Origin of the sequence: Pseudonocardia aurantiaca, from assembly GCF_039526725.1 — a bacterium.
GTDB lineage: Bacteria > Actinomycetota > Actinomycetes > Mycobacteriales > Pseudonocardiaceae > Pseudonocardia > Pseudonocardia aurantiaca.
The window spans coordinates 83,038-104,074 of sequence record NZ_BAAAJG010000010.1 but is presented as its reverse complement, the minus strand read 5'-3'; the positions used below and the strand labels follow the sequence as shown (position 1 = coordinate 104,074).

Annotated in this window: 17 protein-coding genes and 5 pseudogenes; 10 read left to right on the top strand and 12 right to left on the bottom strand. The window is 69.8% G+C overall.

Going from position 1 to position 21,037, the window contains the following annotated elements:
• Nucleotides 1-24: 24 nt before the first annotated feature.
• The 3 genes from gad to ABD143_RS16180 all read right to left on the bottom strand — a co-directional run bounded on the left by gad (nucleotide 25) and on the right by ABD143_RS16180 (nucleotide 2,561).
• Nucleotides 25-1,413, bottom strand: a complete 1,389-nt coding sequence (gene gad / locus ABD143_RS16190; RefSeq protein ID WP_343978255.1) for a glutamate decarboxylase — start codon at nucleotides 1,411-1,413, stop codon at nucleotides 25-27.
• A 318-nt stretch (nucleotides 1,414-1,731) separates the two neighbouring features.
• Entirely contained in the window at nucleotides 1,732-2,070 is a 339-nt protein-coding gene (locus ABD143_RS16185; protein WP_343978252.1) for an ArsR/SmtB family transcription factor, read from the bottom strand.
• Nucleotides 2,067-2,561 (bottom strand): SRPBCC family protein, encoded by a 495-nt coding sequence (locus tag ABD143_RS16180; RefSeq protein ID WP_343978249.1) that lies wholly within the window; start codon nucleotides 2,559-2,561, stop codon nucleotides 2,067-2,069. Before ABD143_RS16180 ends, ABD143_RS16185 begins: the two co-directional genes overlap by 4 nt.
• A gap of 459 nt (nucleotides 2,562-3,020) precedes the next feature.
• On the opposite strand from ABD143_RS16180, the gene ABD143_RS16175 reads away from it, so the two are divergent.
• Entirely contained in the window at nucleotides 3,021-3,215 is a 195-nt protein-coding gene (locus tag ABD143_RS16175) for a hypothetical protein (RefSeq protein ID WP_343978246.1), read from the top strand.
• 105 nt (nucleotides 3,216-3,320) lie between these two features.
• Here ABD143_RS16175 and ABD143_RS16170 read toward each other — a convergent pair.
• The 3 genes and pseudogenes from ABD143_RS16170 to ABD143_RS16160 form a co-directional block, all read right to left on the bottom strand.
• Nucleotides 3,321-3,782: pseudogene (locus ABD143_RS16170) on the bottom strand (nitroreductase family protein); the annotation flags it as partial.
• Nucleotides 3,783-3,923: 141 nt separating this feature from the next.
• Complete coding sequence (locus ABD143_RS16165) at nucleotides 3,924-5,147, bottom strand: cytochrome P450 (protein WP_343978243.1); 1,224 nt, start codon at nucleotides 5,145-5,147, stop codon at nucleotides 3,924-3,926.
• Nucleotides 5,148-5,342: 195 nt separating this feature from the next.
• Nucleotides 5,343-5,984: a TetR/AcrR family transcriptional regulator gene (locus ABD143_RS16160; RefSeq protein ID WP_343978240.1), complete on the bottom strand. Its 642-nt coding sequence runs from the start codon at nucleotides 5,982-5,984 to the stop codon at nucleotides 5,343-5,345.
• 105 nt (nucleotides 5,985-6,089) lie between these two features.
• Here ABD143_RS16160 and ABD143_RS16155 point away from each other — a divergent pair, with 105 nt between their 5' ends.
• Nucleotides 6,090-8,306: an MMPL family transporter gene (locus ABD143_RS16155; RefSeq protein WP_343978237.1), complete on the top strand. Its 2,217-nt coding sequence runs from the start codon at nucleotides 6,090-6,092 to the stop codon at nucleotides 8,304-8,306.
• Between the two features lie 52 nt (nucleotides 8,307-8,358).
• On the opposite strand, the gene ABD143_RS16150 is transcribed toward ABD143_RS16155, so the two are convergent.
• Nucleotides 8,359-8,823, bottom strand: coding sequence for an excisionase (locus ABD143_RS16150; RefSeq protein WP_343978234.1), 465 nt, complete (start codon nucleotides 8,821-8,823; stop codon nucleotides 8,359-8,361).
• Between the two features lie 23 nt (nucleotides 8,824-8,846).
• Between ABD143_RS16150 and ABD143_RS16145 the strand changes: the two genes are divergently transcribed.
• Complete coding sequence (locus ABD143_RS16145) at nucleotides 8,847-9,833, top strand: methyltransferase (RefSeq protein ID WP_343978231.1); 987 nt, start codon at nucleotides 8,847-8,849, stop codon at nucleotides 9,831-9,833.
• 75 nt (nucleotides 9,834-9,908) lie between these two features.
• Here the strand turns inward: ABD143_RS16145 and ABD143_RS16140 are convergent, their stop codons facing one another.
• Nucleotides 9,909-11,363 carry a glutamate synthase subunit beta gene (locus ABD143_RS16140; RefSeq protein ID WP_343978228.1) on the bottom strand — a complete coding sequence of 485 codons (1,455 nt, stop codon included), beginning with the start codon at nucleotides 11,361-11,363 and terminating at the stop codon, nucleotides 9,909-9,911.
• 172 nt (nucleotides 11,364-11,535) lie between these two features.
• Here ABD143_RS16140 and ABD143_RS38210 point away from each other — a divergent pair.
• From ABD143_RS38210 to ABD143_RS16125, 3 genes and pseudogenes are all read left to right on the top strand, one after another.
• Nucleotides 11,536-11,947: pseudogene (locus tag ABD143_RS38210) on the top strand (restriction endonuclease).
• Between the two features lie 315 nt (nucleotides 11,948-12,262).
• Nucleotides 12,263-12,694, top strand: coding sequence for a histone-like nucleoid-structuring protein Lsr2 (locus tag ABD143_RS16130; RefSeq protein ID WP_343978222.1), 432 nt, complete (start codon nucleotides 12,263-12,265; stop codon nucleotides 12,692-12,694).
• A gap of 502 nt (nucleotides 12,695-13,196) precedes the next feature.
• Nucleotides 13,197-14,552, top strand: a complete 1,356-nt coding sequence (locus ABD143_RS16125) for a PQQ-dependent sugar dehydrogenase (RefSeq protein ID WP_343978219.1) — start codon at nucleotides 13,197-13,199, stop codon at nucleotides 14,550-14,552.
• Nucleotides 14,553-14,577: 25 nt separating this feature from the next.
• Here the strand turns inward: ABD143_RS16125 and ABD143_RS16120 are convergent.
• Nucleotides 14,578-14,664, bottom strand: a pseudogene (locus ABD143_RS16120) (MerR family DNA-binding protein); the annotation flags it as partial.
• Nucleotides 14,665-14,760: 96 nt separating this feature from the next.
• Nucleotides 14,761-15,480, bottom strand: a complete 720-nt coding sequence (locus ABD143_RS16115) for a FadR/GntR family transcriptional regulator (RefSeq protein ID WP_343978216.1) — start codon at nucleotides 15,478-15,480, stop codon at nucleotides 14,761-14,763.
• 518 nt (nucleotides 15,481-15,998) lie between these two features.
• Here ABD143_RS16115 and ABD143_RS16110 point away from each other — a divergent pair.
• Complete coding sequence (locus ABD143_RS16110) at nucleotides 15,999-16,874, top strand: alpha/beta fold hydrolase (protein ID WP_343978213.1); 876 nt, start codon at nucleotides 15,999-16,001, stop codon at nucleotides 16,872-16,874.
• A gap of 43 nt (nucleotides 16,875-16,917) precedes the next feature.
• Here the strand turns inward: ABD143_RS16110 and ABD143_RS16105 are convergent, their stop codons facing one another.
• Complete coding sequence (locus tag ABD143_RS16105; protein WP_343978210.1) at nucleotides 16,918-17,172, bottom strand: hypothetical protein; 255 nt, start codon at nucleotides 17,170-17,172, stop codon at nucleotides 16,918-16,920.
• Nucleotides 17,173-18,515 (bottom strand): annotated as a pseudogene (locus ABD143_RS16100) (MFS transporter).
• A gap of 76 nt (nucleotides 18,516-18,591) precedes the next feature.
• Here ABD143_RS16100 and ABD143_RS16095 point away from each other — a divergent pair.
• From ABD143_RS16095 to ABD143_RS16085, 3 genes and pseudogenes are all read left to right on the top strand, one after another.
• A pseudogene (locus ABD143_RS16095) lies at nucleotides 18,592-18,993 on the top strand (TetR/AcrR family transcriptional regulator); the annotation flags it as partial.
• Nucleotides 18,977-19,168 (top strand): ferredoxin, encoded by a 192-nt coding sequence (locus ABD143_RS16090; protein ID WP_343978207.1) that lies wholly within the window; start codon nucleotides 18,977-18,979, stop codon nucleotides 19,166-19,168. The pseudogene ABD143_RS16095 and the gene ABD143_RS16090, both read left to right, overlap by 17 nt.
• 185 nt (nucleotides 19,169-19,353) lie before the next feature.
• Entirely contained in the window at nucleotides 19,354-21,030 is a 1,677-nt protein-coding gene (locus tag ABD143_RS16085; RefSeq protein WP_343978204.1) for an NAD-dependent malic enzyme, read from the top strand.
• Nucleotides 21,031-21,037: the final 7 nt, after the last annotated feature.

The following is a 21,037-nucleotide window of genomic DNA, read 5'->3' as shown; positions in this document are numbered from 1 at the left end:
GGGGCTGCGGTGGCTAGACCGTCGTCAGGTGTGGCTGAAGCCGTGCGTGGCGGTGGGCTTTGCCGGTGGGTTCTCGGTGAGGTAGTCGGTGGCGTCGGCGAGCGCGTTGACGAGGGCCTCCGCCAGGTCGTAGCTGAAGGCCTCGCGGACCACCACCCGCATCACTGCGACGTCGGTCGCGTCGTCGGGCATCGTGTAGGCGGGGACCTGCCAGCCCGCGATTCGCAGCCGTTCGGAGACGTCGAAGACGGTGTAGGGCGCCGAGTCCGTGAGCCGGAACGCGAATACAGGAATCGCGCTGCCGTCGCTGACGAGTGCGAACGGTCCGAGTGCGGCGATCCGGGACGAGGTGTGCACGGCGAGGTCGCGCAGTGACGCCATCACACGGTGGTAGCCGGACCGTCCCAGCCGCAGGAAGTTGTAGTACTGGCCGATGATCTGGTTGCCGGGACGGGAGAAGTTCAGGGTGAACGTGGGCATGTCCCCGCCGAGGTAGTTCACGTGGAAGACGAGGTCCTCGGGCAGGTCCGCGCGTTCGCGCCACACGACGAAGCCGACGCCGGGATAGACCAGCCCGTACTTGTGCCCCGAGACGTTGATCGACTTGACCATCGGGAGGCGGAAGTCCCAGGCCAGGTGGGGGTGCAGGAACGGTGCGACGAAACCGCCGCTGGCCGCGTCCACGTGGACCGGCACGTCGTGGCCGGTCGCCGCGTTGTGCGCGACAACGGCGTCGTGGATCTCGCGGATCGGTTCGAGCTCGCCGGTGTAGGTCGTGCCGAGGATGGCGACGACGCCGATGGTGTTCTCGTCGATCCGCGCAACCACCTCGTCCGGGGTGATCACGTAGCGGTCGTGCTGCACCGGGATGTAGCGCGGCTCGACGTCCCAATACCGGCAGAACTTCTCCCAGACGACCTGGACGTTGGAGCCGAGGACCAGGTTGGGCCGGTCGACGGACAGCCCGGCGGCGGCCCGGCGCGCCCGCCACCGCCACTTCAGCGCCATGCCGGCGAGCATGACGGCCTCGCTGGACCCGATGGTCGAGGCGCCGATCGAGTCGCCGTCCTCCGGCGCGTTGAACAGGTGCGCCACCATGTTCACGCAGCGCCGCTCGATCTCGGCGGTCTGCCGGTACTCGTCCTTGTCGATCATGTTCTTGTCGAACGCCTCGGCCATCAGCCGGTCGGCCTCGGGCTCCATCCACGTCGTCACGAACGTGGCCAGGTTCAGCCGAGAGCTGCCGTCGAGCAGCAGCTCGTCGTGGATCAGGCGGTAGGCGGCCTCCGGTGCGGCGCCCTGCTCGGGCATCCGGAACTTGGGGATGGGCTCGAGATCCAGCCGCTGGGTGTAGGCCGGTGCGATGGGAGCGTCCGCCTCCGGGTCCTTCCGCGACACGTGCCGATGAACCATGGGTCCTCCTCGTACAGGCGTCGGAAGGGCGCGGCCCTGGGCACGATCGGCCCGCGGCCCATCGTGTTGGTACGGCGGCCGGGTGCCACCACCCGTGACGGATGATCGGTGTGCGACCGGGGCCCGGCCCCGGCCGGGTCGCCTCGTTGGACAGGAGCAGGGCGGGCAGCAGTGTGTCGAGCTCGGTCGCGCTCAGCGCCGGCCCCCGGAGTGCGCAGAGGGCCTCTACATGGAGGCGGATCCGCTCCCGCTGACGCAGCCCGTGGCCCACCGCCGGCGAGCGCTCGCCGGTGGTCGCAGCCGGGCCAGGTGTGGTGATCAGGGGCTGGGTCGCCGGTTGGGGTCGGGCCACTCGGCGAGTTCCTTGATCCGCAGCAGGCGGGTCTCCCAGGATCGGCCGATGCGGTCGAGTTCCCGGGCTAGCGCGTTGAGCCGGGCGCCGACGGCGAGGTAGGCGACCTCGCGCCCGCGCTGCTCGGACTCGACCAGCCCGACCTCGCGCAGCACCTCCAGGTGCTTGCCGATCGCCTGCCGGCTCACCGGCAGGACCCTGGCCAGAGCGGACGCCGACATCGGGCCCTCGCCGAGCCGGGTGAGGATCTCCCAGCGCGTCGGGTCACCGAGCGCGGCGCACATGGCGGGCAGGGCGGCGGTCACGGCCGCGTCGTCGGGACCGGCGCGCTCTCGACGAACGCCTTCGCGGCCTCGAGCTCGGCCAGCCAGCCCTTGTCGTTGCCCTCGCGCTCCTTCAGCCACGCGGCCGGGTCGTCGGCGAGGCTGGCGAACCCGCTCTCCACAACGCGCAGGGTCACCCCGCCGCCCTCGCGCTCGTCGATCCAGAACTCGACGAGTGTCGAGGGCGTTGCGCCGTCCCGCCACGGCGTGCCGATCCAGCGGAACGCGGCGTAGCGTGGCTTGTCCAGCTGCACCGTCCGGAACCGGAACTCGCCGAGCGACGGGTGGCGCACCACGGACACATCGCCCTCGTAGTGCAGGTCGGGCTCGTCCTCCACCACGCCGTCGTTGATGTACCAGCCGGGCCGGGCGATCAGGTCCCACACCCGCTCGGCCGGGGCGTCGATGTCGATCTGCCGGGCGATCCGGTCGAGCTCGTCCAGTTCCGCGGCGGTGTAGGTGGTGTCGTTCACGGCTTCCTCCCTCGGCTTGATGTGCAACTGAACGATTGCATACCTGAGCTTCGACTGCAACCCGCAGGTTGCAAGTACCCCGGGAACGGCAGGCGGGGTCAGGTACTCGTCGCGCTCGTACGACAGCCGGCCGCGGCCGGTGGGGGCACCGGTCGGCGGCCGCGGGTGTGCGGAGGTCATGTCGCCGCGACGGTTGACCCTGACGCTGGGTCAACCTCTCAGCATGGTCGGCATGACCACGAAAACCTTCACGGTCCACCACGACGGCGTCGCGATCCCGGTGTCTCGCGGCGGCCGGGGACGACCGCTGGTCCTGTGCCCTGGGCTGAGCTCGACACAGGCCGACCTGCACGAGCTGACCGAGCTGCTGCGGCGCGACCACGACGTGGTGACCTTCGACCTCAGGGGCCATGGCCTCGCTTCGGCAGCCGCTGGACCGGCTGGACCAAGCTCGAGCGCGTGGACCCAGAACGGGATGCGGCCGGGGAAGACCTCAACGCCGGCCGTGACGCCGGCGAGCCCGTCACCGACGACTACCCCGGCACCGCTCCGTGGGCGTTCACCGGCACCTTGCACCGCGTGGCCGTCGACGTCAGCGGACAGCCCTTCGTCGACCTGGAACGCGAAGCCGCCGCCATGCTCGCCCGCGAGTAGAACACCTCGAACACGCTCCCAGAACGGACAGAGGCCCTCCGGGGGGCGTGCAACGACTCGCCGTCAGGTCGACGAGCAGCACTGACGCGATCCGTGGGTTACCGACTACCACCGTTCCCAATGGACCACCTCGTCGAACGGCCGCCGGTTCGGGCGCGCTATCGGCGCGAGCGGCCGGTCGGCGGGATAGCCGAGCGCGATGAGGTAGGCGCAGAAGCGGCCTTCTGGAAACCCGAGGAGCGAGCGGGCGAGATCCTGGTCGGCGACCGAGGCGTGTCCGCTCCCGATGCCCAGGTCAGTCGCCTCCAGCATGATGCACATCGTCGCCTGGCCCAGGTCGAACTGCAGCAACTGTTGCGCTCTGTCGTCGCGGGGCGCGGGAGCGACGAGCGCGATGGTCGCCGCCGACCGAGCGATGTGGCCTGCGCCCTGCCAGACCTGAGCGAGCTCTGTCAGGCGGGTGCGGTCGGTCACGACGACGAAGTCCCAAGGTTGCCAGTTGTTCGCCGACGGTGACCGGCGGCCCGCCTCGAGCACACGGTCCAGGTGGTCTCGGGGGATGCTCCGGTCGGCGTATGCCGCACGTTACGGCGAGATCGGATTGCGTCCCACGTTTCCATGTCGCCCGATACTGGACCAGGATCGGGCGCACGGGTAGGGAGAGCCTGACCGGCGGACCGACGCGGTACGCACGCGTGCTCAGCCGTCCTAGCCCTGAGGGCCCAGCAGCAGCGGCAGCTCCCGGACCCCGGTTATGTTCGGTGACGGGATGAACGCGGGTGGGTTGTCGGGATCGGTGCGCAGCTCAGGGAACCGGTCGAGCAGGAGGTTCAGCGCCACCCGACCCTCCAGCCGGGCCAGTGGGGCTCCGATGCAGAAGTGGATCCCGCGGCCGAACGCCACGTGCGGGTTGGGATCCCGCGACGGGTCGAACTCGTGTGGGCGGGCGAACTGGCGTCCGTCTCGGTTCGCCGCAGCGATCCACACCATCAGCAGCTGGTCGCCCGGCACCTGCTCGCCGCCGAGGTCCGCCGCCGTGGTGGTGGCCCGGCCGAGCGCGGCGAACGGGCTGAAGAAGCGCAGCGACTCCTCGATCGCGGCGGGCACCATCGCACGGTCCGCGCGGACTCGGGCGGCCTGGTCGGGGTATGCGTCTAGGCACAGCACGGTGTTCCCGAGCAGCATCGTGGTGGTGATGTGCCCGGCGATGAGCAGCACCATCGCGAAGTTCGTCACCTCGTTGTCGCTGAGCTGCGCGCCGTCGACCTCAGCCTGTACAAGCTTGCTCAGCAGGTCGTGGCGCGGGGCGCGCCGGCGCTCCGCGACGTGCTGGGCGAGGTAGCCCCGCAGGTGCTGCACCTGTTCCATCGCCGCCGCGATCTGGCGGTCCTGCTGCTCGGAGCGCTTGACGATCGACACCTGCTGGTTGCTCTTGAACATCCCGTCCACCCATTGCTTGAACAGGTGGCGATCAGAGCTGGGTACGCCGAGCAGCTCGGCGATGACGATCACCGGCAGCGGGTAGGCCAGGTCGGCGACGAGCTCCATCCGGTCCCGATCAGACACCGCGTCGAGGAGCTCAGTGGTCAGCTGGCGGATCCGCGGCTCGAGGCCCGCAACGATCTTGGGCGTGAAGGCGTGGCTGACCAGCGTGCGTAGCTTGCGGTGCAGCGGCGGGTCCATCTGCACGAGGTTGCCTTCGCTGAGGGTGTCGCTGTCGGCAAGATCGGGCACCAGCCGCTGGGTGTTGGAGGAAAAGATTCGCGGGTCGCTGAGCACCTGCAGCGTCTCGGGGTAGCCGTACACGTTCCACATGCCGGTCTGGGCGTCGAACTGCACCGGTTGCTCCGGTTGCTGCCGGCGGAGCCAGAACTGGTGCGGGTGGATGCCCCAGGAATCGGCGAGGCTTGTCGCGGTGCGCGCGCTGGCCATGGCGGCCGTCCCTTCTGTTGAGGGACCTGTCTCTCGACAGGCGCTGCCGCCGACCAGGCTTCCCGGCACACCAGCGTGGCCCCCAACCGCGAGGCCCGATGCCCGGCAACGTACCAGGACCGGACCGGGTGTCCGGCCGATTTACCAGCGCACGGATAGCCGGTGTCCGCTACGACGGCCAGCGCCCCTCTGCCCTTAACTACCTTCCACCCGGCTCAGATAGTCAACGAGGAGCAGGTGCAGCTCGCGTCGGTATCGCTCGCTCTCGGTCATGTCGTCGACCGCGATCATCGGCATGAGGGCCTTGACCAGCTGGATTGCGACGATGGCTGCGTGCCGTAGGTCGGCGGGCGAGCTTTGCGGCGCGCGGGCGGTGAGCAGAGCGACGACCCGTTGCAGCATCGCCTCGTGCAGCGGACCGGTGGCCTCGCTCAGTGCCCGGGGCATGTCGGTGCGCGCGAAGAGCGCCTTGAATGCCCTGTGCTCGCGGTTGTAGCGAACCAGCGGGTCGAGCACACGCCCGACGAGGTCGTCCAGGGAGAGCGCGGCGAGGTCTTCGCCGTCGAGGGCTGCGACATGGGCGGCGCCGAGCCCGACGACGTAGGTCTCGATCAGCGCGCGGACGATCTCGTCCTTGTTGCCGAAGAACTGGTAGAGCGACCCAGGCGAGATGCCGGCGCGCGCGGCGATCGCGTTGGTCGTCGCCCCTTCGTAACCGACGGTGTGGAACACCTCTGCGGCCGCTTCCAGGATCTGCGCCATCCGGCACTCACCGCGGGCCCGCCTCCTGGGGACGCGTCCCGTCACAGCCTGCTCGGCCACCCGTCCGGTCGCCATGACCACCCCTCTCCTCGACAACACGAGCGTTTGCTCGTATTGTCGACCCCGTCGGGCAAATACGACATATCGCTCGTCTTCGACACGGTAGCAGGAAGGCAACCCATGCTCGGGTATCTCGTCACCCGTTTCCCGGTCCGCGTGCTGCTGGCCGCGGGCCTGGTGTTCGCCGCACTCGCCGCACTGGCCGCCGGCACCATCGACGCACTGTCGCTCAACCGCTACGAGGCCCCCGGCTCGGAGTCGGTCGCCGCCCGCGCGGTGTTGGGCGAGCGGTTCGGCACCGGCAGTCCCAACGTCACGCTGCTGGTCACGGCGCCCGGGGGCTCGGTGGACGAGCCCGTCGTCGCCGACGCGGGCAGGCGGCTCACCGCCGCGCTCGCGGCCCACTCCGGTGTGGGCGACGCCTGGTCCTACTGGAGCCCCGACGCCCCGCGCACGCTCGCCTCGCAGGACGGGCGGCACGCGCTCGTGCTGGCGTGGGTCCCCGGCGACGCCGACCACGTGCGCGGCACGCTCCTTCCCGCGATCGCCGCCGACGTCGTCACGCCCGCGAACGCCGGTCCGATCAGCGTTGCGCTCGGCGGCGGCGACGAGGTCTTCCGTGTGGTCGCCGGGCAGGCACGTACCGACTTCCTGCGCGCCGAGCTGATCATCGCGCCGCTCGTGCTGCTCCTGCTGTGGGTGGTCTACCGCAGGCTTGCACCCGCGCTGGTGACACTCGGCGTCGGGGTGTTCGCCGTGGTCGGGACGCTCGGCATCCTGCGGGTGGTCGCAATGTTCACCGAGGTCTCGACGTTCGCCTCGAACATCGCGCTGGTGATGGGCATCGGGCTGGGCGTCGACTACGGCCTGTTCATGATCTACCGGTTCCGCGAGGAGCTCACCGCAGGCCGCGGCATCGACGACGCGGTGCGCGCCGCCCTGTCCGCCGCGGGCCGGACCGTGGTGTTCAGCGGGGCGACGGTCGCCGCGTCGCTCGCCGTGCTGTTCGTGTTCCCCTTCCCGTTCCTGTCCTCGTTCGCCTACGCGGGGATCGCGGTCGTGGTCACCGCCATCGCCGGGTCGGTGGTCCTGCTGCCCGCCGCGTTGCGGCTGCTCGGCCACCGGGTGCAACGACGCGGCTCGCCCGCGGCCGCCGCCGGCGACGAGCAGGGTTTCTGGTTCCGCGTCGCCACCGGCGTGATGCGCCGTCCCGTGGCCACGGGCGGCGCCGGCCTGCTCGTCCTGCTACTGCTCGGGGCCCCGGCCCTGGGTATCGACTTCGGCTCGCCGGACGACCGGGTGCTGCCCTCGAGCCAGCCCGTCCGATCCATGTACGACACGATCCGAGCGGACTTCGGGACCGAGGACGCCGACGCACTGCAGGTCGTCGCCCCCGATCTCCCCAGCGGCGACGCGGCGGTCGCCCGTTACGCCGCGGACCTCTCGCGCCTCGACGGGGTGCTGCGGGTCGACTCCGCAGCCGGGGCGTTCAGCGCCGGGGTCCGGACGGGCGCTGCGGGTCCGGGTGCCCCGGGCCGGTTCAGCGACCTCGCGGACGCGGGCACCTGGTTCGCGGTCCTTCCCACCGGCGAGCGGCTCGCCGCCGACCCGACAGGACTCGTCGCCGAGGTCCGGGCCCTGCCCGCGCCCACTGACGTGTTCGTCGGCGGTTACCCCGCCGAGCTCACCGACTACCGCGATGGCGTGGCAGAGCGGTTGCCGCTGGTCGCGGCGCTGATCCTGGTCGTCACGTTCGTCGTGCTGTTCCTCATGACGGGCTCGGTCGTCGCGCCGCTGAAGGCGTCGGTGCTCAACCTGCTCTCGCTGTCGGTGATGTTCGGGGTGCTCGTCTGGGGCTTCCAGGACGGCGGCCTGGCTGAGCTGCTCGGTTTCACCCCGACCGGTGTGATCGAGCCGAGCATCCCGTTGCTGATGTTCTGCATCGCCTACGGGCTCTCGATGGACTACGAGGTGTTCCTGCTCGCCCGGATCAAGTCCGACTACGACCGCACCGGCGACGTCCTCGGCTCGGTTCCGCGGGGGATCGCCCGCTCCGCACCGCTGGTCACCGCCGCCGCGCTGATCCTCGCCGTGTCCTTCGCCGTCTATGCCACCAGCGAGGTGACCTTCCTGCAGCAGCTCGGCGTGGGCATGGCACTGGCCGTGCTCGTCGACGCCACCGTCATCCGCGGGGTGCTCGTGCCCGCCGCGATGCGGCTGGCGGGCCGCGCCAACTGGTGGGCCCCCGCGCCGCTGCGGCGCATGCATCAGCGCTTAGGGCTACGTGAGGACGCGCCCCCGCCCGTCCGCACCCCCGTCATCACCACGGCCGGCTGAACGTCGAGCCTCGCTACACTCGCAAACTTCTTGAGGGTGCTGCTCGAGCCGGTCACTTCCGCTCCAGCGCGGCCAGCCGCAGCTCAAGCTGATCAACCCGGTGCCGTAGCAGGGTGACCTGGGCTTCCAGGCTGACTTCCCGTTCCGCCCTGCGCTGAATGCGCGGTGACGCGGCGGCGCGCTCGATCACCGCGTCCAGCTGGACCAGGCGCTGCGGCCCGTTCGGGCCGTCCACCAGCCGGGACTGGATCTCGCCGTTGCGGTACCAGGACCGCAGGGCCGAGCGGGAAACGCCGACCTCGGCTTCCGCCCTGGCCAGCGTGACCCAGGGTGTCTCGTCCAGCTGCTCGAACAGCTCCAGCTCATTCTGCCGGCGCGCGAGCCGGTCCTCCCAGCTAGGAATGTCGTGTCGCCGGTTCCGGTGGCGCGCGGGTCGAACGAGCGGGTGGAGCCGTGATCTGGCCAGGGCTGAGGCAGTCGGGTCAGCCTGGATAGGTTCAGACGATGGACCGACCAACGGCAGCACCTTCGATTCGAGCCATGGCCGATCTGGCTACCCCCATGTCCATACGGGTGGCCGCGACGCTCAGCCTGGTGGAGCGCGCGGGGAGCGCGGGAACAACGGCGGAGCAACTCGCTTCCGAGACCGGAACCGCGACGCCGGCCATACGATGCTTGCTTGATCATCTGGTCACGATCGGTGTCTTCGACCTCGATATGGAGTCCAGTCACTATCGACCCACGAACCTCGGCGCGCAGTTGAGCGAGGACGCTCCGGAAGGGATCAAGCCCTTACTCGACATCAACTGTGCCGGCGGGCGCGCTGAACTTGCCTTCGTCGAACTGCTCGGGACAATCACCACAGGCGCTCCCGCCTACGTGCACCGATATGGGCGCGAATTCTGGGCGGACCTCGACACCAGGCCGGAATTGCGGCACTCGTTCGATGCCCAGATGAATTGGCGATTCCGGGCGCAGGCGCCGCAGATCGCTGAACGCTTCGACTGGAGCCGATTCTCCGAGATCCTCGATGTAGGTGGGGGAGATGGGACCGTGCTCGCGGCGATCCTGCACGCCCATCCCGATCTGCGCGGACGGGTTCTCGACCTATCCCCGACGGCTACCGCTGCTACCGACAGATTCGCGGCAGCCGGACTCGATGATCGGGCCAGCGCCGTTTCCGGCAGCTTCTTCGACCCCCTGCCGGTCGGAGCCGACGCCTATCTTCTGTCCGACATCCTGCACGACTGGGACGACGACCACGCCCGCAAGATCCTCACGGGGTGCCGTCGGGCCGCCGCACCGAACGGCACCGTGGTGGTGATCGAGCCGGTGCGGGGGCAGGGGGCGGACACCGCGATCGACCTGTTCATGCTGATGTGCTTCGGCGGCCGGGAACGGACTGTCGACGAACTAGCCAGGCTGGCCGCCGGCTGCGGACTCATGCTCCACACCTCAGGTCCAGTGGCAGAAGGGCGGACGGCACTGGAATTCGGAGTCGCGCGCCACATGGCGGGCGCCCATTGATGGGAACAACGGGGTGCGTGACACTTCACACTGGATCGCTCCCGATATGGCTTGCCGAGCGTGAACGCGTCCGGTTCAAGCGATCGGGCGATCGGTGGGTTGGATCGGGCGGGGAAGGATATCGCGTCCGGTGAGGTAGTCGTCGGCACATGCCGCGGCGGCGCGGCCCTCTGCGATCGCCCACACGATCAGTGATTGACCGCGGCCCATGTCGCCCGCGACGAAGGTGCCCTCGACGCTGGACATGAAGTTCTCGTCGCGTGCGGCGTTGCCCTGCTGGTCGAGCTCCACGCCGAGGTCGGCCAAGAGCCTGCTGTGCTCGGGGCCGAGGAATCCCAACGCGAGCAGGGCGAGCTGCACCGGAATCACCGCTGGAGCCTGGGCTGTTGGGTGGAATCTCTTGTGCTCGTCGCGGAACCCCTCAACTATCTTGATCGCCTGCAGCCGACCGTTCTCGTCGCCGAGGAACTCGAGCGTGTCCATGCTGAACAGACGCGTGCCGCCTTCCTCGTGGGCCGGGGATGTCCGATGGATCGTGGGGTAGGTCGGCCATGGCATGTTCACGGTGCGCCGCTCGGGTGGGCGTGGCCGGATGTCGAGGTGCACGACCGACCGGGCGCGCTGGCGATGGACCGTGCCGAGGCAGTCGGTTCCGGTGTCTCCCCCTCCGATGATGGCGACGTCCTTACCCTCGGCGGAAATCGGCGATACCTCTACGTCGCCTTGCTGCATCCGGTTGGCCCAGGTCAGGTACTCCATCGCCAGGTGGACCCCGTCGAGCTCGCGACCGGGCATGGGGAGCTCGCGCCAGGCGGTGGCGCCGCAGGCGAGCACGACGGCGTCCGATCGGGATCGGAGCTCTTCGGCGGTGAGGTCGATGCCGACCTCCGCTCCGGCCCGGAAGATCGTGCCCTCGGCCTTCATCTGCTCGAGGCGACGGTCGAGCCGACACTTCTGCATCTTGAACTCGGGGATGCCGTAGCGCAGCAGTCCACCGAACCGGTCGGCGCGTTCGTAGACGATCACGTTGTGTCCGACCCTGGTGAGCTGCTGGGCGGCAGCGAGTCCGGCCGGACCGGAGCCGACGACAACGACGGTCCGGTTCGTCCGTGCCGTGGGCGGGAGGGGTGTCACCCATCCCTGGTCCCAGGCGTGATCGATGAGCTGTAACTCGACCTGCTTGATGGTGACCGGATCGGAGTTGATCGCCAGTACACACGCCGATTCGCACGGTGCCGGACACAGCACCCCGGTGAACTCCGGGAAGTTGTTCGTGGCGTGCAGTCGTTCGATCGCCCGGCGCCAGTCGGCGCGCCGGACGAGGTCGTTCCATTCGGGGATGAGATTGCCCAGCGGGCAGGCCTCGTGGCAGAACGGGATGCCGCAGTCCATGCACCGACCGGCCTGCTGGCGAAGCCGGTCTGCCGGCATCGGTTCGTAGACCTCGCGCCAGTCACGCAAGCGCAGGTCGACTGGACGGCGCCGCGGGTTCTGACGGGCGGCGCGGAGGAATCCCCAAGGGTCACCCACGGCCGCTCCCGGATCGGCTTCGGCTGCCTCCGCTCGATCGAGACACGGTGCACCCTCACGCGCCGCATGGCAAGGGTCGGCTGCCACCTGTGCGGGACTTCGACCGCGCGAAGTCCTCCCTTCGTCGGTCGACGTGGCATTGAGCGTGGACTCGCGTTCGGATCTGACGGCGATGACGGCCACCGAGTTCGAGCACTTCGTGCGGCAGGTATTCGAGAGCATGGGCATGCAGGGCTGGACGACCGATCGCACAGGAGATGACGACGTCGACGCGGTCGTGTTCGACAGGGATCCGATCGTGGGCGGGTTGACGATCGTGCAGGCCAAAGTACACGCGGGTGCTGGGGGTCAATCGCATCCGCGAGCTCGTCGGTGCGATGGAGGAGAAGCGGGCCGGCCGGGCGATCCTGGTGACGACCTCGTGGTTCGCGAGCGGCTGCTGGACCAAGGCGCAGGAGAACGGTCGGATCGAGCTGATCGACGGGCCTCGGCTGCGGCACTTGGTCACGGAGCACATGGGCAAGGACGTCCCTGTCGCGCCGCCGACCGGAAGGCGACGTGACGCAGGCTGGGTGAGTACGTGAACGTGCGCTGAGCCATGTTCGCTCTGGTCGACACTGGGAGCGCCCTGAACAACTCGGCCCTACTGCGCGAGGCCCAGGCGGGGACCACCTGGACGCCGCTCGCTACGGGCGGAGTCGTTCAGGACCCTCCTGGCCATCATCCTCGCTTGAATTCGGAAGGCGCACGATCCACGAGGCCCGATGCGCCCGAGCGCACATGACATACCGCGGGGCGCGAGACGACGTCCAACACGCAAGCTGCCAGCTCGACTTTTCATCAATTTTGTGGAGAATCGGTCTTGCCCCCTCCGAACAAGCATGGATGGAAGTAGGAATATGGCGCAGGTTACAGAGGTCAGGCTCGTTGATGACCTCGACGGCGGCGAGGCCGCCGAGTCGATCGCCTTCGGGCTCGACGGAAGGACCTTCGAGATCGACCTGAGTGAGACGCACGCGGCCGAGTTGCGTGACGTGCTCGCTCCGTTCGTAGGCGCTGCGCGTCGCGCTGGTGGAAGCAGTGTGCCGGTGACGCGGCAGAAGAGCGCGTCTCGTTCTTCGCGGTCTCGCGAGGAAACCACGGCGATCCGTGAGTGGGCCAACGCCAACGGTCACGAGGTGTCGGGTCGCGGGCGGATCCCGTCCAGCGTCTTGGAGGCTTACGAGAACCGGGGGAGCGCTCCTGCGCGTGTCGAGGAGCCGGAGCCGGAGCCCGAGGTCGTGGCCGAGCCGCCGAAGCGCCGCGGCCGCAAGAAGGCGGCTGCTGCCTGATCGCATCGCCATCGCAGCTATGGGGCCCGGGCTACGGCTCGGGCCCCATCTGTCGCTCCACACCCCGTTCGAACGTCGTGCTGCGGTCGGTGCGCCTATTCCGCGACGATGTCGTCCCGGCCGTGCGCCGGGAGGTCTCCCGGGCCGTCGAGCTCGCTGGGAGCCCGGAGTGAGCGTCCGCCGCGACGTCGTCCGATTCACAGTGGACTGGCGGCATCTGCACTTGGCGACAGCATCCTTTCGATCTGCCCCAGTGCCGTGGTGAGCTCCTGCTCGAACAGGCCGAGGTGATGACCGTACTTCTCCACGGGCCCGAGCAGGCGCTTCTCGCTCGAAAAAGCTGATCGTGGGGAAGCCCGGTGGGCCCACGCGGGGGAGGGCCGGCTGGGTGAAGGGCCCGACCGTCCGACCGGATTCGGGGCAAGCTCGTCCTGCAATCACACGGGTGCCCGACATCCGGTTGGAGAACATGACCCTGAGATCCCCGACCTGGAGGGACTAAATGGTCTCACCCCGCATGCTGGTGGTGGCAGCCCTCGCGGCGCTGGCCACAGCCTGCTCCTCGATCTCCTCCGCTTCGGTTCCCGAGCCGGAGGACGCGGCGCCGCGCGCCGCCGTGTCCGCGGGCCTGGTGCCGGTGCAGGTGTCCGTCCCGGCCGGGGTGGGCGCGTCCCCGTTCGACACGCCCCGGCAGGTGTTCGTTCCTTCCGGCTGGACGATGTCAGTGTTCGCCCGGGTGCCGTCGGCGCGGCTCGCCGTCTGGGCGCCGGACGGCGCCTTGCTGGTCTCGGTGCCGGCGCAGGGTTCGGTTGTCCGGCTGGTGCCGGACGGGCGGGGCACCGCGAGCGAGTCGGTCCTGCTGGCGGGGCTGAACCAGCCGCACGGGCTGACCTTCGCCGGGTCGACCCTCTACGTCTCGCAGAGCGATCGGGTGGACGCCTACGCCTACTCGGCAGGCGCCGCGATCGACCCGCGGCCCGTCGTCACCGGCCTGCCCGACGCGCGCAGCGCGGACCTAGGGGGTCAGTACGCGCACGCGTTGAAGAGCGTGGCCGTCGGCCCGGACGGTGCGGTCTACGTCTCGGTCGGCTCGACCGGCAATATCTCCGTCGACGACCTCACCGCGCGTCCGCCCCGGGCGTCGATCCTCCGGGTCCCTCCTGGCGGCGGTGCGCCCGAACCGTTCGCGGTCGGCGTGCGTAACGGCACCGGCCTGGCCGTTGCTCCCGACGGTGCGGTGTGGACCGCGGTGAACAACCGGGACAACATTCAGTACCCGTTCGACCGCCCGTACGGTGGGGCGTCGGGGTCGTCGCGCGGCCAGGTCATCGTTGCCTACGTCCGGGACCACCCGGCCGAGGCGCTGGCTCGGCTCACACCCGGCCGGAACCTGGGATGGCCGTATTGCAACCCGGACCCCGACGTGGAACCCGGCGTCGCCGGCACCGCGCTGAACCTGTCGAACGTCCCGTTCACCGTCGACGTCGAGACGAACCCTGATGGGAGTCGGCTCGACTGCGCGTCACTGCCACCGGTGGAGCAGGCGCTCGGGGCGCACTCGGCGCCGCTGGGCCTGTCGTTCGTCGACGGCGGCCTGCCCGGTGATTACGCGCGGGGTGCGCTGGTCGGCGTCCACGGATCCTGGAACGCGTCTCCTCCGCGGGCGCCCGAGGTGTCGTTCTTCCCCTGGCGGGACGGCGGGCTGGGGCCGCAGCAGACCCTGGTCGGCGGGTTCCAGGCCGCGGACGGTTCTCGCTGGGGTCGTCCCGTCGCCGCGGTCGTCGGTCCGGACGGCGCGATCTACGTAACCGACGACGTTGCCGGGGCGGTGTACCGGTTGGCCCCGCCGGGGCGGTAGCGCACCCTCGGGCCGCCCGAGCGGCATCGCAGGTGTCTGGACCGCCGCCGCCCAGGTGCAGCAACTCCTCGACCTCGTCGAGCGTGAAGCCGAGTTCCTGAGCGCGCTTGATGAACCGCAGCAGTCCGACCGCAGCGTCCGGCTAGTCCCGGTAGCGCGCCTGCCGCGAGCGCCGCCGCGGCCCCAGCGTAACCGCGCACCGGCTGGCTCAGTCCTCGCGCAGCAGCGCGGTGTCGGAGACGGCGACGATGTGCGCGGCCATCGCGGTCGCCGCCGCTTCGGCGTGGCCGGCCCGGATCGCGTCGGCCACCCTGCGGTGTGCCAGCAGCGATTCCTCGGGCCGACCGGGCTGTGCCAGCGACTCGATGCGGCTCTCCCGGATCAGCTCGGCGATCTCGGCCATCAGGCCGGCGAGCAGCCCGGAATGCGCCGCCGCGGTGACCGCGGCGTGGAAGTGCTCGTCGCCCGCCAGGCCCCGCTCGCCCTGGGCGATTTCGCGGGCCATCAGCCCGAGGGCATCGTCGATGGCCTGGATGTCCTCGGGCGTGCACCGCTGGGCGGCGAGCGCGGCGAGCTTCACCTCGAGGGCCTCCCGTGCCTCGATGACCTCTCGCAGCCGGTGACGGCGAGCGCGCAGCGCGGCCCGGATCTGCCGCTCCGCCGAGACGTCCAGGATCACCGCGCCGTCGCCGTGCCGCACGTCGATGACTCCCTGCACCTCGAGTGCGACCAGCGCCTGGCTCACCGATGCCCGGCTGACGCCCAGCTGGGTGGCGAGCTCGCGCTCGGCCGGGAGCCGGTCGCCCACCTTCATCCGCTCGCTGTGGATGTAGTCCAGCAGCCGCTCGACGAGCTGCTCGTACAGCCGGGGGCGGCTGACGGGCCGCAACCTCGCCGAGCGCCGCCCGGTATCGCGTCGAGGTGCCATCGGTCGGGTGCCTCTTCCATTTTTGCCAGGTAGCAGGTATTGACCCACAGTCTACGTGGCTAGTCCACTAGTCCAGTACCTGCTCGCGCGGTCCGTCTCAGGAGGACCTCATGACCGCACCGCTCGACGGCCTGCTCATTGTCGACTCCCAGCCGCGCGCTGGCGGGTCGCACGCCGCGATGATGCTCGCCGACCTCGGCGCTTGATGATCAAGAGCGAGGCTCGGGCGGGCCGGGACGACACCCGGGGCTGGGGACCGCCGTCTGGCCGGTCGTGCCGGGCATTGGCGGGATCCGGCTGGATTCCACGGGCAGGACAAGCCGGCGGTGGACCGATCTCGACTTCACTGTTCTCAGGCAGGACCACCGTCGCGGCGTGGAGGAACAAGCCCACGTGGTACGCGATCTCCACGCGAACCTCCGGCGCTGCTCGCCCGCGCGATAGGCCTCGCGCAGAGCCATCCGGGAACCACATTCATCCCCTCGGGCAATCACGCCCGCTTATTTGGAGATCCACCCATGCACACTTCGTCCACAAAGCTGCGCTCCGCGCTCCTGGCCGGCGCATTCTCGGCCGTTCTCGCGCTTGGCCTGGCCACCGTCACAGGTACGACGGCGCAGGCCGCAACCCCGGCCGATCCCGCACCGGCCGCACACGCCGCACCGGCCCAGGCCGCCCCCAAGCCGACCATCGTGCTGGTGCACGGTGCGTTTGCCGACGCCTCGAGCTGGAACGGGGAGGTCGACGCCCTGCAGCGCGACGGGTACGTCGTGCGGGCCATCGACAACCCCCTGCGTGGCCTGACGAGCGATGCCGAGGAGGTCAAGGACTTCCTGTCGACCATCGAGGGCCCGATCGTGCTGGTCGGCCACTCCTACGGCGGCGCGGTCATCACCAACGCCGCCGCCGGCAACCCCAACGTGAAGGCCCTGGTCTACGTCGACGCGGCCGCACCCGACGTGGGTGAGACGAACGGACAGCTCAGCGGCAAGACCTCGGCCCTGAGCGGAAACCCCGCCACGCTGTTCGACAGCGTGCCGTACGCCGGCGGCCCCGCCGGGGCTGTGCAGTACTACCTGAAGGAGAACATCTTCCTGCACAACTTCGCCCCCGACCTGCCCGCGCGCACCGCGGAACAGCTCTGGGCAACGCAGCGGCCCGCCGCCACGGCCGCGTTCGACACCCCCTCGGCCGCCGCGGCATGGAAGACGATCCCGTCCTGGTACGTGATCGGGATGAACGACCAGATCATCACGCCGCAGTCGGAACTCGCCATGGCCCAGCGGGCGCACTCCCACATCGTGGAGGTGCCCGGCGGCTCGCACCTGACGCTCATCTCGCACCCGGTGGAGGTCACCAACCAGATCCTTGCCGCCGCCCAATCGGTCCACTGACCGCACGCCGCGGCCACAGCAGTCGACCAGGTCCGAGCCAGGCTCAGCCGGCCGGGCGGCGGGCGACGATCAGGTCGTCCAGGGAGCTGTCGACGTCGAGGCCGGCGGCCGCCATCTCGGCCGCCATCTCGGCCGCCGGTCCCTCGGCCGCCAGTACCCACCAGTCGGAGTCCAGCACGGTGTCGCCGTCCAGCGTCATGTAGCGCATGTGCAGGCGCACCGGGTCCGGGCCGGTCGGTTCTGCGCTGCTCCGATGGCTCGCCCCGTCCGGCTCGACATAACGCGGCTGACGTCCCACTCATTGCCCTCCGGTCGGTGCTGTGGCCGTTACCGGGGCGGTGGGGGCCATGTGGCGGCGGGGGAGGAAGGCGGCGATGAGGGCGGCGGCGGCGCCGATGGCCATGACCAGGCGGAAGCCGTTCTGGGAGGGGAACGTCGCGGCGCCGGAGGTCACGGTCAGCTGGGCGAGAACAACGCCGGCGACCGCGCTGGAGATCGAGGTGCCGATGGCGCGCATGAGCGTGTTGAGGCTGTTGGCGGCGGCGGTCTCGGACATCGGCACGGCGGCCATGACGAGTGCCGGCATGCTCCCGTAGGCGAGCCCGATGCCGGCGCCGATCACGGTCGAGACGGCCACGAGGTGCCAGGTGCTGGACATGAACGCGACACCGAGCCCGTAGCCGGCGGCGACGGTGGCGGCGCCGAGCATAAGTGTCACCTTCGGCCCCCGGGTCGCCGAGATGCGTGCCGACACGGGAGACATGGCCATCATGACCAGGCCGGACGGGGCCATCACCAGGCCCGCAGCCAGCATGGACTGGCCGAGCCCGTAGCCGGTGGCCGTCGGCAGCTGCAGCACCTGCGGAAGCGCCAGGGTCATCGCGAACATGGCGAACCCGAACACGGCGGATGCGAGGTTGGTGAGCAGCACCTGGGGCGAGCGGTGGTGCGCAGGTCCACCAATGGCTGCCGGGTGCGCAGCTCCCACCAGCCCCACAGCAGCAGCGTGCCGATCGAGGCACAGGCAAGGCAGAGGGTGATTGCGCTGGTCCAGCCCCAGCCCGCGCCGTTGGAGATGGCGAGCAGGAGGCACTCCAGGGCGGCGGACAATCCGGCGGCCCCCACGAAGTCGAAGCGACCGCCGCTTCGGACGCGGGATTCCGGCACGAGGGTGAGCACGAGCGCGGCGGCGAGGGCGCCGAGGACGGCTGCGGTCCAGAACAGGATGTGCCAGTCGGCAGTTTGGGCCAGCAGGGCCGCCGCGGGCAGGCCGAGGGCGCCGCCCACGCCCAGCGACGAGCTCATCAGCGCCGTGGCCGAGCCGTGCCCTGCCGGGACGACGTCGCGCATGATGCTGATCCCCAGCGGGATGACCCCGGCTGCGAGTCCCTGCAGGCTGCGCCCGACGACCACCGGGACCACGCGGGAGCTGAGGGCCACGACGATGGACCCGGCCACCAACATGGCGAGGCTGACCAGCAGCATGCGCCGTTTGCCGTACATGTCTCCGAGCCGTCCGACCACCGGTGTCGCGGCGGCGGCGGCGAGCAGCGTGGCGGTGATCACCCAGGTCGTGTCGGCCGCCGAGGCGTTCAGGAGCCGGGGCAGCTCTGGGATCAGCGGGATGACCAGGGTCTGCATCAGCGCGACCACGATCCCCGCGACGGCCAGAACGATCACGACGGTGTCCGTCCGCGGCGGTGCCTGGGCCTCGCCGGACTGGGTGGCCTGCGTGGTCCGTCCCACCACCGACTACCTGGCCGCCCACAGCAGCCCCACCTGGTTCGCGCGGTTCAGCGCGCAGGTGATGACCGACCCCGGGCTGCGCGAGATCATGATCGAGGAAAACCTTAGTTCCCCGTCGCTCAACCAGATCATCGACGGCCTCAACCGGTGCCTTCCCGACCTGCCGCTCGACGTGCACCTCGAACGCGGCGACATGGCTCGGCTGCTGATGGTGCACATGCTCGCCGAGCGCGAACGCGCCGTCGCCGAAGGCACCCCTACACCGAGGGTCAGCTGGCAGGAAGCCGGCACCGGCTTGATCGACTCGATCGTCGGGCTGTGGCTCGCGCCCGTTTCCCCACCGAACGACAGCCGCGATGAACGTGACCGTTGACGAGGACAAGTGCTGCGGCGCAGGCCAATGCGTGCTGATCGCGCAGCAGGTGTCCGACCAGCGGGAGGACGACGGGATTGTCATCTTGCTCGACCCGGAACCACCCGCCGAACTGCACACGACTGTCCGGGAAGCCGTCAGCGCCTGGCGAAAGGGTGACTGCGCTACCGGGTAGCAGGCACCCGGAGACTCCGGTCAGCGTCCAGACCCGTATTGGGGCTGCCGGTGATGTGCCGCCGGGCGCCGAAGGGGATAATGGTGGGGAAATCGTGCGTTAGGGGCCGGGGTTTCGTCATGCCCATCGGTCGGCGCAACGCGGCCGTGAAATTCCAGGCAGTCATCGGAAGGAAAGGACACACCGTGAGCGCGGACAAGACGACGGTGGGCTCTCCCGGGATTGCGGTGCTCCGGGATCCGATCCGCAACCGTGGCACAGCCTTTTCTCCGCAGCAGCGCGCCGACCTCGGGCTAGCAGGCCTGCTACCGCCAACAATGCAAACGCTGGAGCAGCAGGCAATGCGCGCGTACGGGCAGTTCATCGGCCAGCCGACGCCGCTCGCGAAGAACACGTTCCTGGAGGCGTTGCGGGACCGCAACGAGACGCTGTATTACAAGCTGCTGGTCGACCACCTGATCGAGATGCTGCCCATTGTGTACGACCCGGTCGTCGGCGAGGCGATCGAGCAGTACAGCCACGAGTACCAGCGGCCCCGCGGGGTCTACCTATCGGTCGACGACCCGGGCGGGGTGGAGACGGCGTTCGCGAACATCGGGTTCGGCGCCGAGGATGTTGATCTTCTGGTGGCCACCGATGCCGAGGAGATCCTTGGCATCGGCGATTGGGGTAGCAACGGGATGGCGATCTCGCAGGGCAAGCTGGCCGTCTACACCGCGGCCGCGGGCATCGACCCGGGCCGGGTCATCCCGGTCATGCTGGACGTGGGCACCGACAATGAGGCCCTGCTCAACGACCCGCTCTACGTCGGGGTGCGGCACTCCCGCACCCGGGGGCCGGCCTACGACCGGCTGATCGACGCCTACATCTCGACCGCGTCGCGGCTGTTCCCGAAGGCGCTGCTGCACTTTGAGGACTTCGGCCCGTCCAACGCCCGGCGCATCCTGCTGGAGCACACCGACAAGGCGTGCATCTTCAACGACGACATGCAGGGTACGGGCGCGATCACCCTGGCGGCGATCCTCGCCGGGGTGCGCGTGGCCGGCACGCCGTTGGCCGACCAGCGGGTAGTCGTCTTCGGCGCCGGCACCGCGGGGGTGGGCATCGCCGACCAGATCCGCGCCGCGATGGTCCGCGCCGGCGCGCAGGTGGACGCGGCGACCCGGCAGGTGTGGCTTGTCGACAGGCAGGGCCTGTTGCTCGACGATATGGGCGACCTGCGCGACTTCCAGACGCCCTACGCCCGGCCGGCGAGCGAGGCCAAGGGCTACCCGCGGGACGGCGAGGGACGGATCACACTGGCCACCACGGTGGCCGAGGTGCATCCGACGATCCTCGTCGGGACCTCGACAATGGGTGGTGCGTTCACCGAGCCGATCGTGCGGGACATGGCCGCGCACGTCGAGCGGCCGCTGATCTTCCCGCTGTCAAACCCCACCGAGAAGATCGAGGCGCACCCGGCCGACCTCGTGAGCTGGACCGACGGCCTAGCGCTGATCGGCACCGGCACCCCGTGGCAGCCAGTTCCGTACCACGGCGTCGACTACAAGATCGGGCAAGCCAACAACGCGCTGGTCTACCCCGGCCTCGGGCTGGGCACCGTGGTCGCCCGCGCCAAACACGTCACCCCGGGCATGATCCGCGCCGCCGCCGATGCAATCGCCGGCTTGGTCGACACCGCCACCCGCGGTGCGTCGCTGCTACCCGAGGTGGCCAACCTTCGCGCCGCCTCCGCCACCGTCGCGGTCGCCGTCGTACATCAAGCGCTTGACGAGGGCGTCGCCCGAGTCGAGACCGACGACGTCGTGCAGGCCGTGCAGGACGCAATGTGGCAGCCCGTCTACCCCGACGCTGTCGTGTGATGACGGC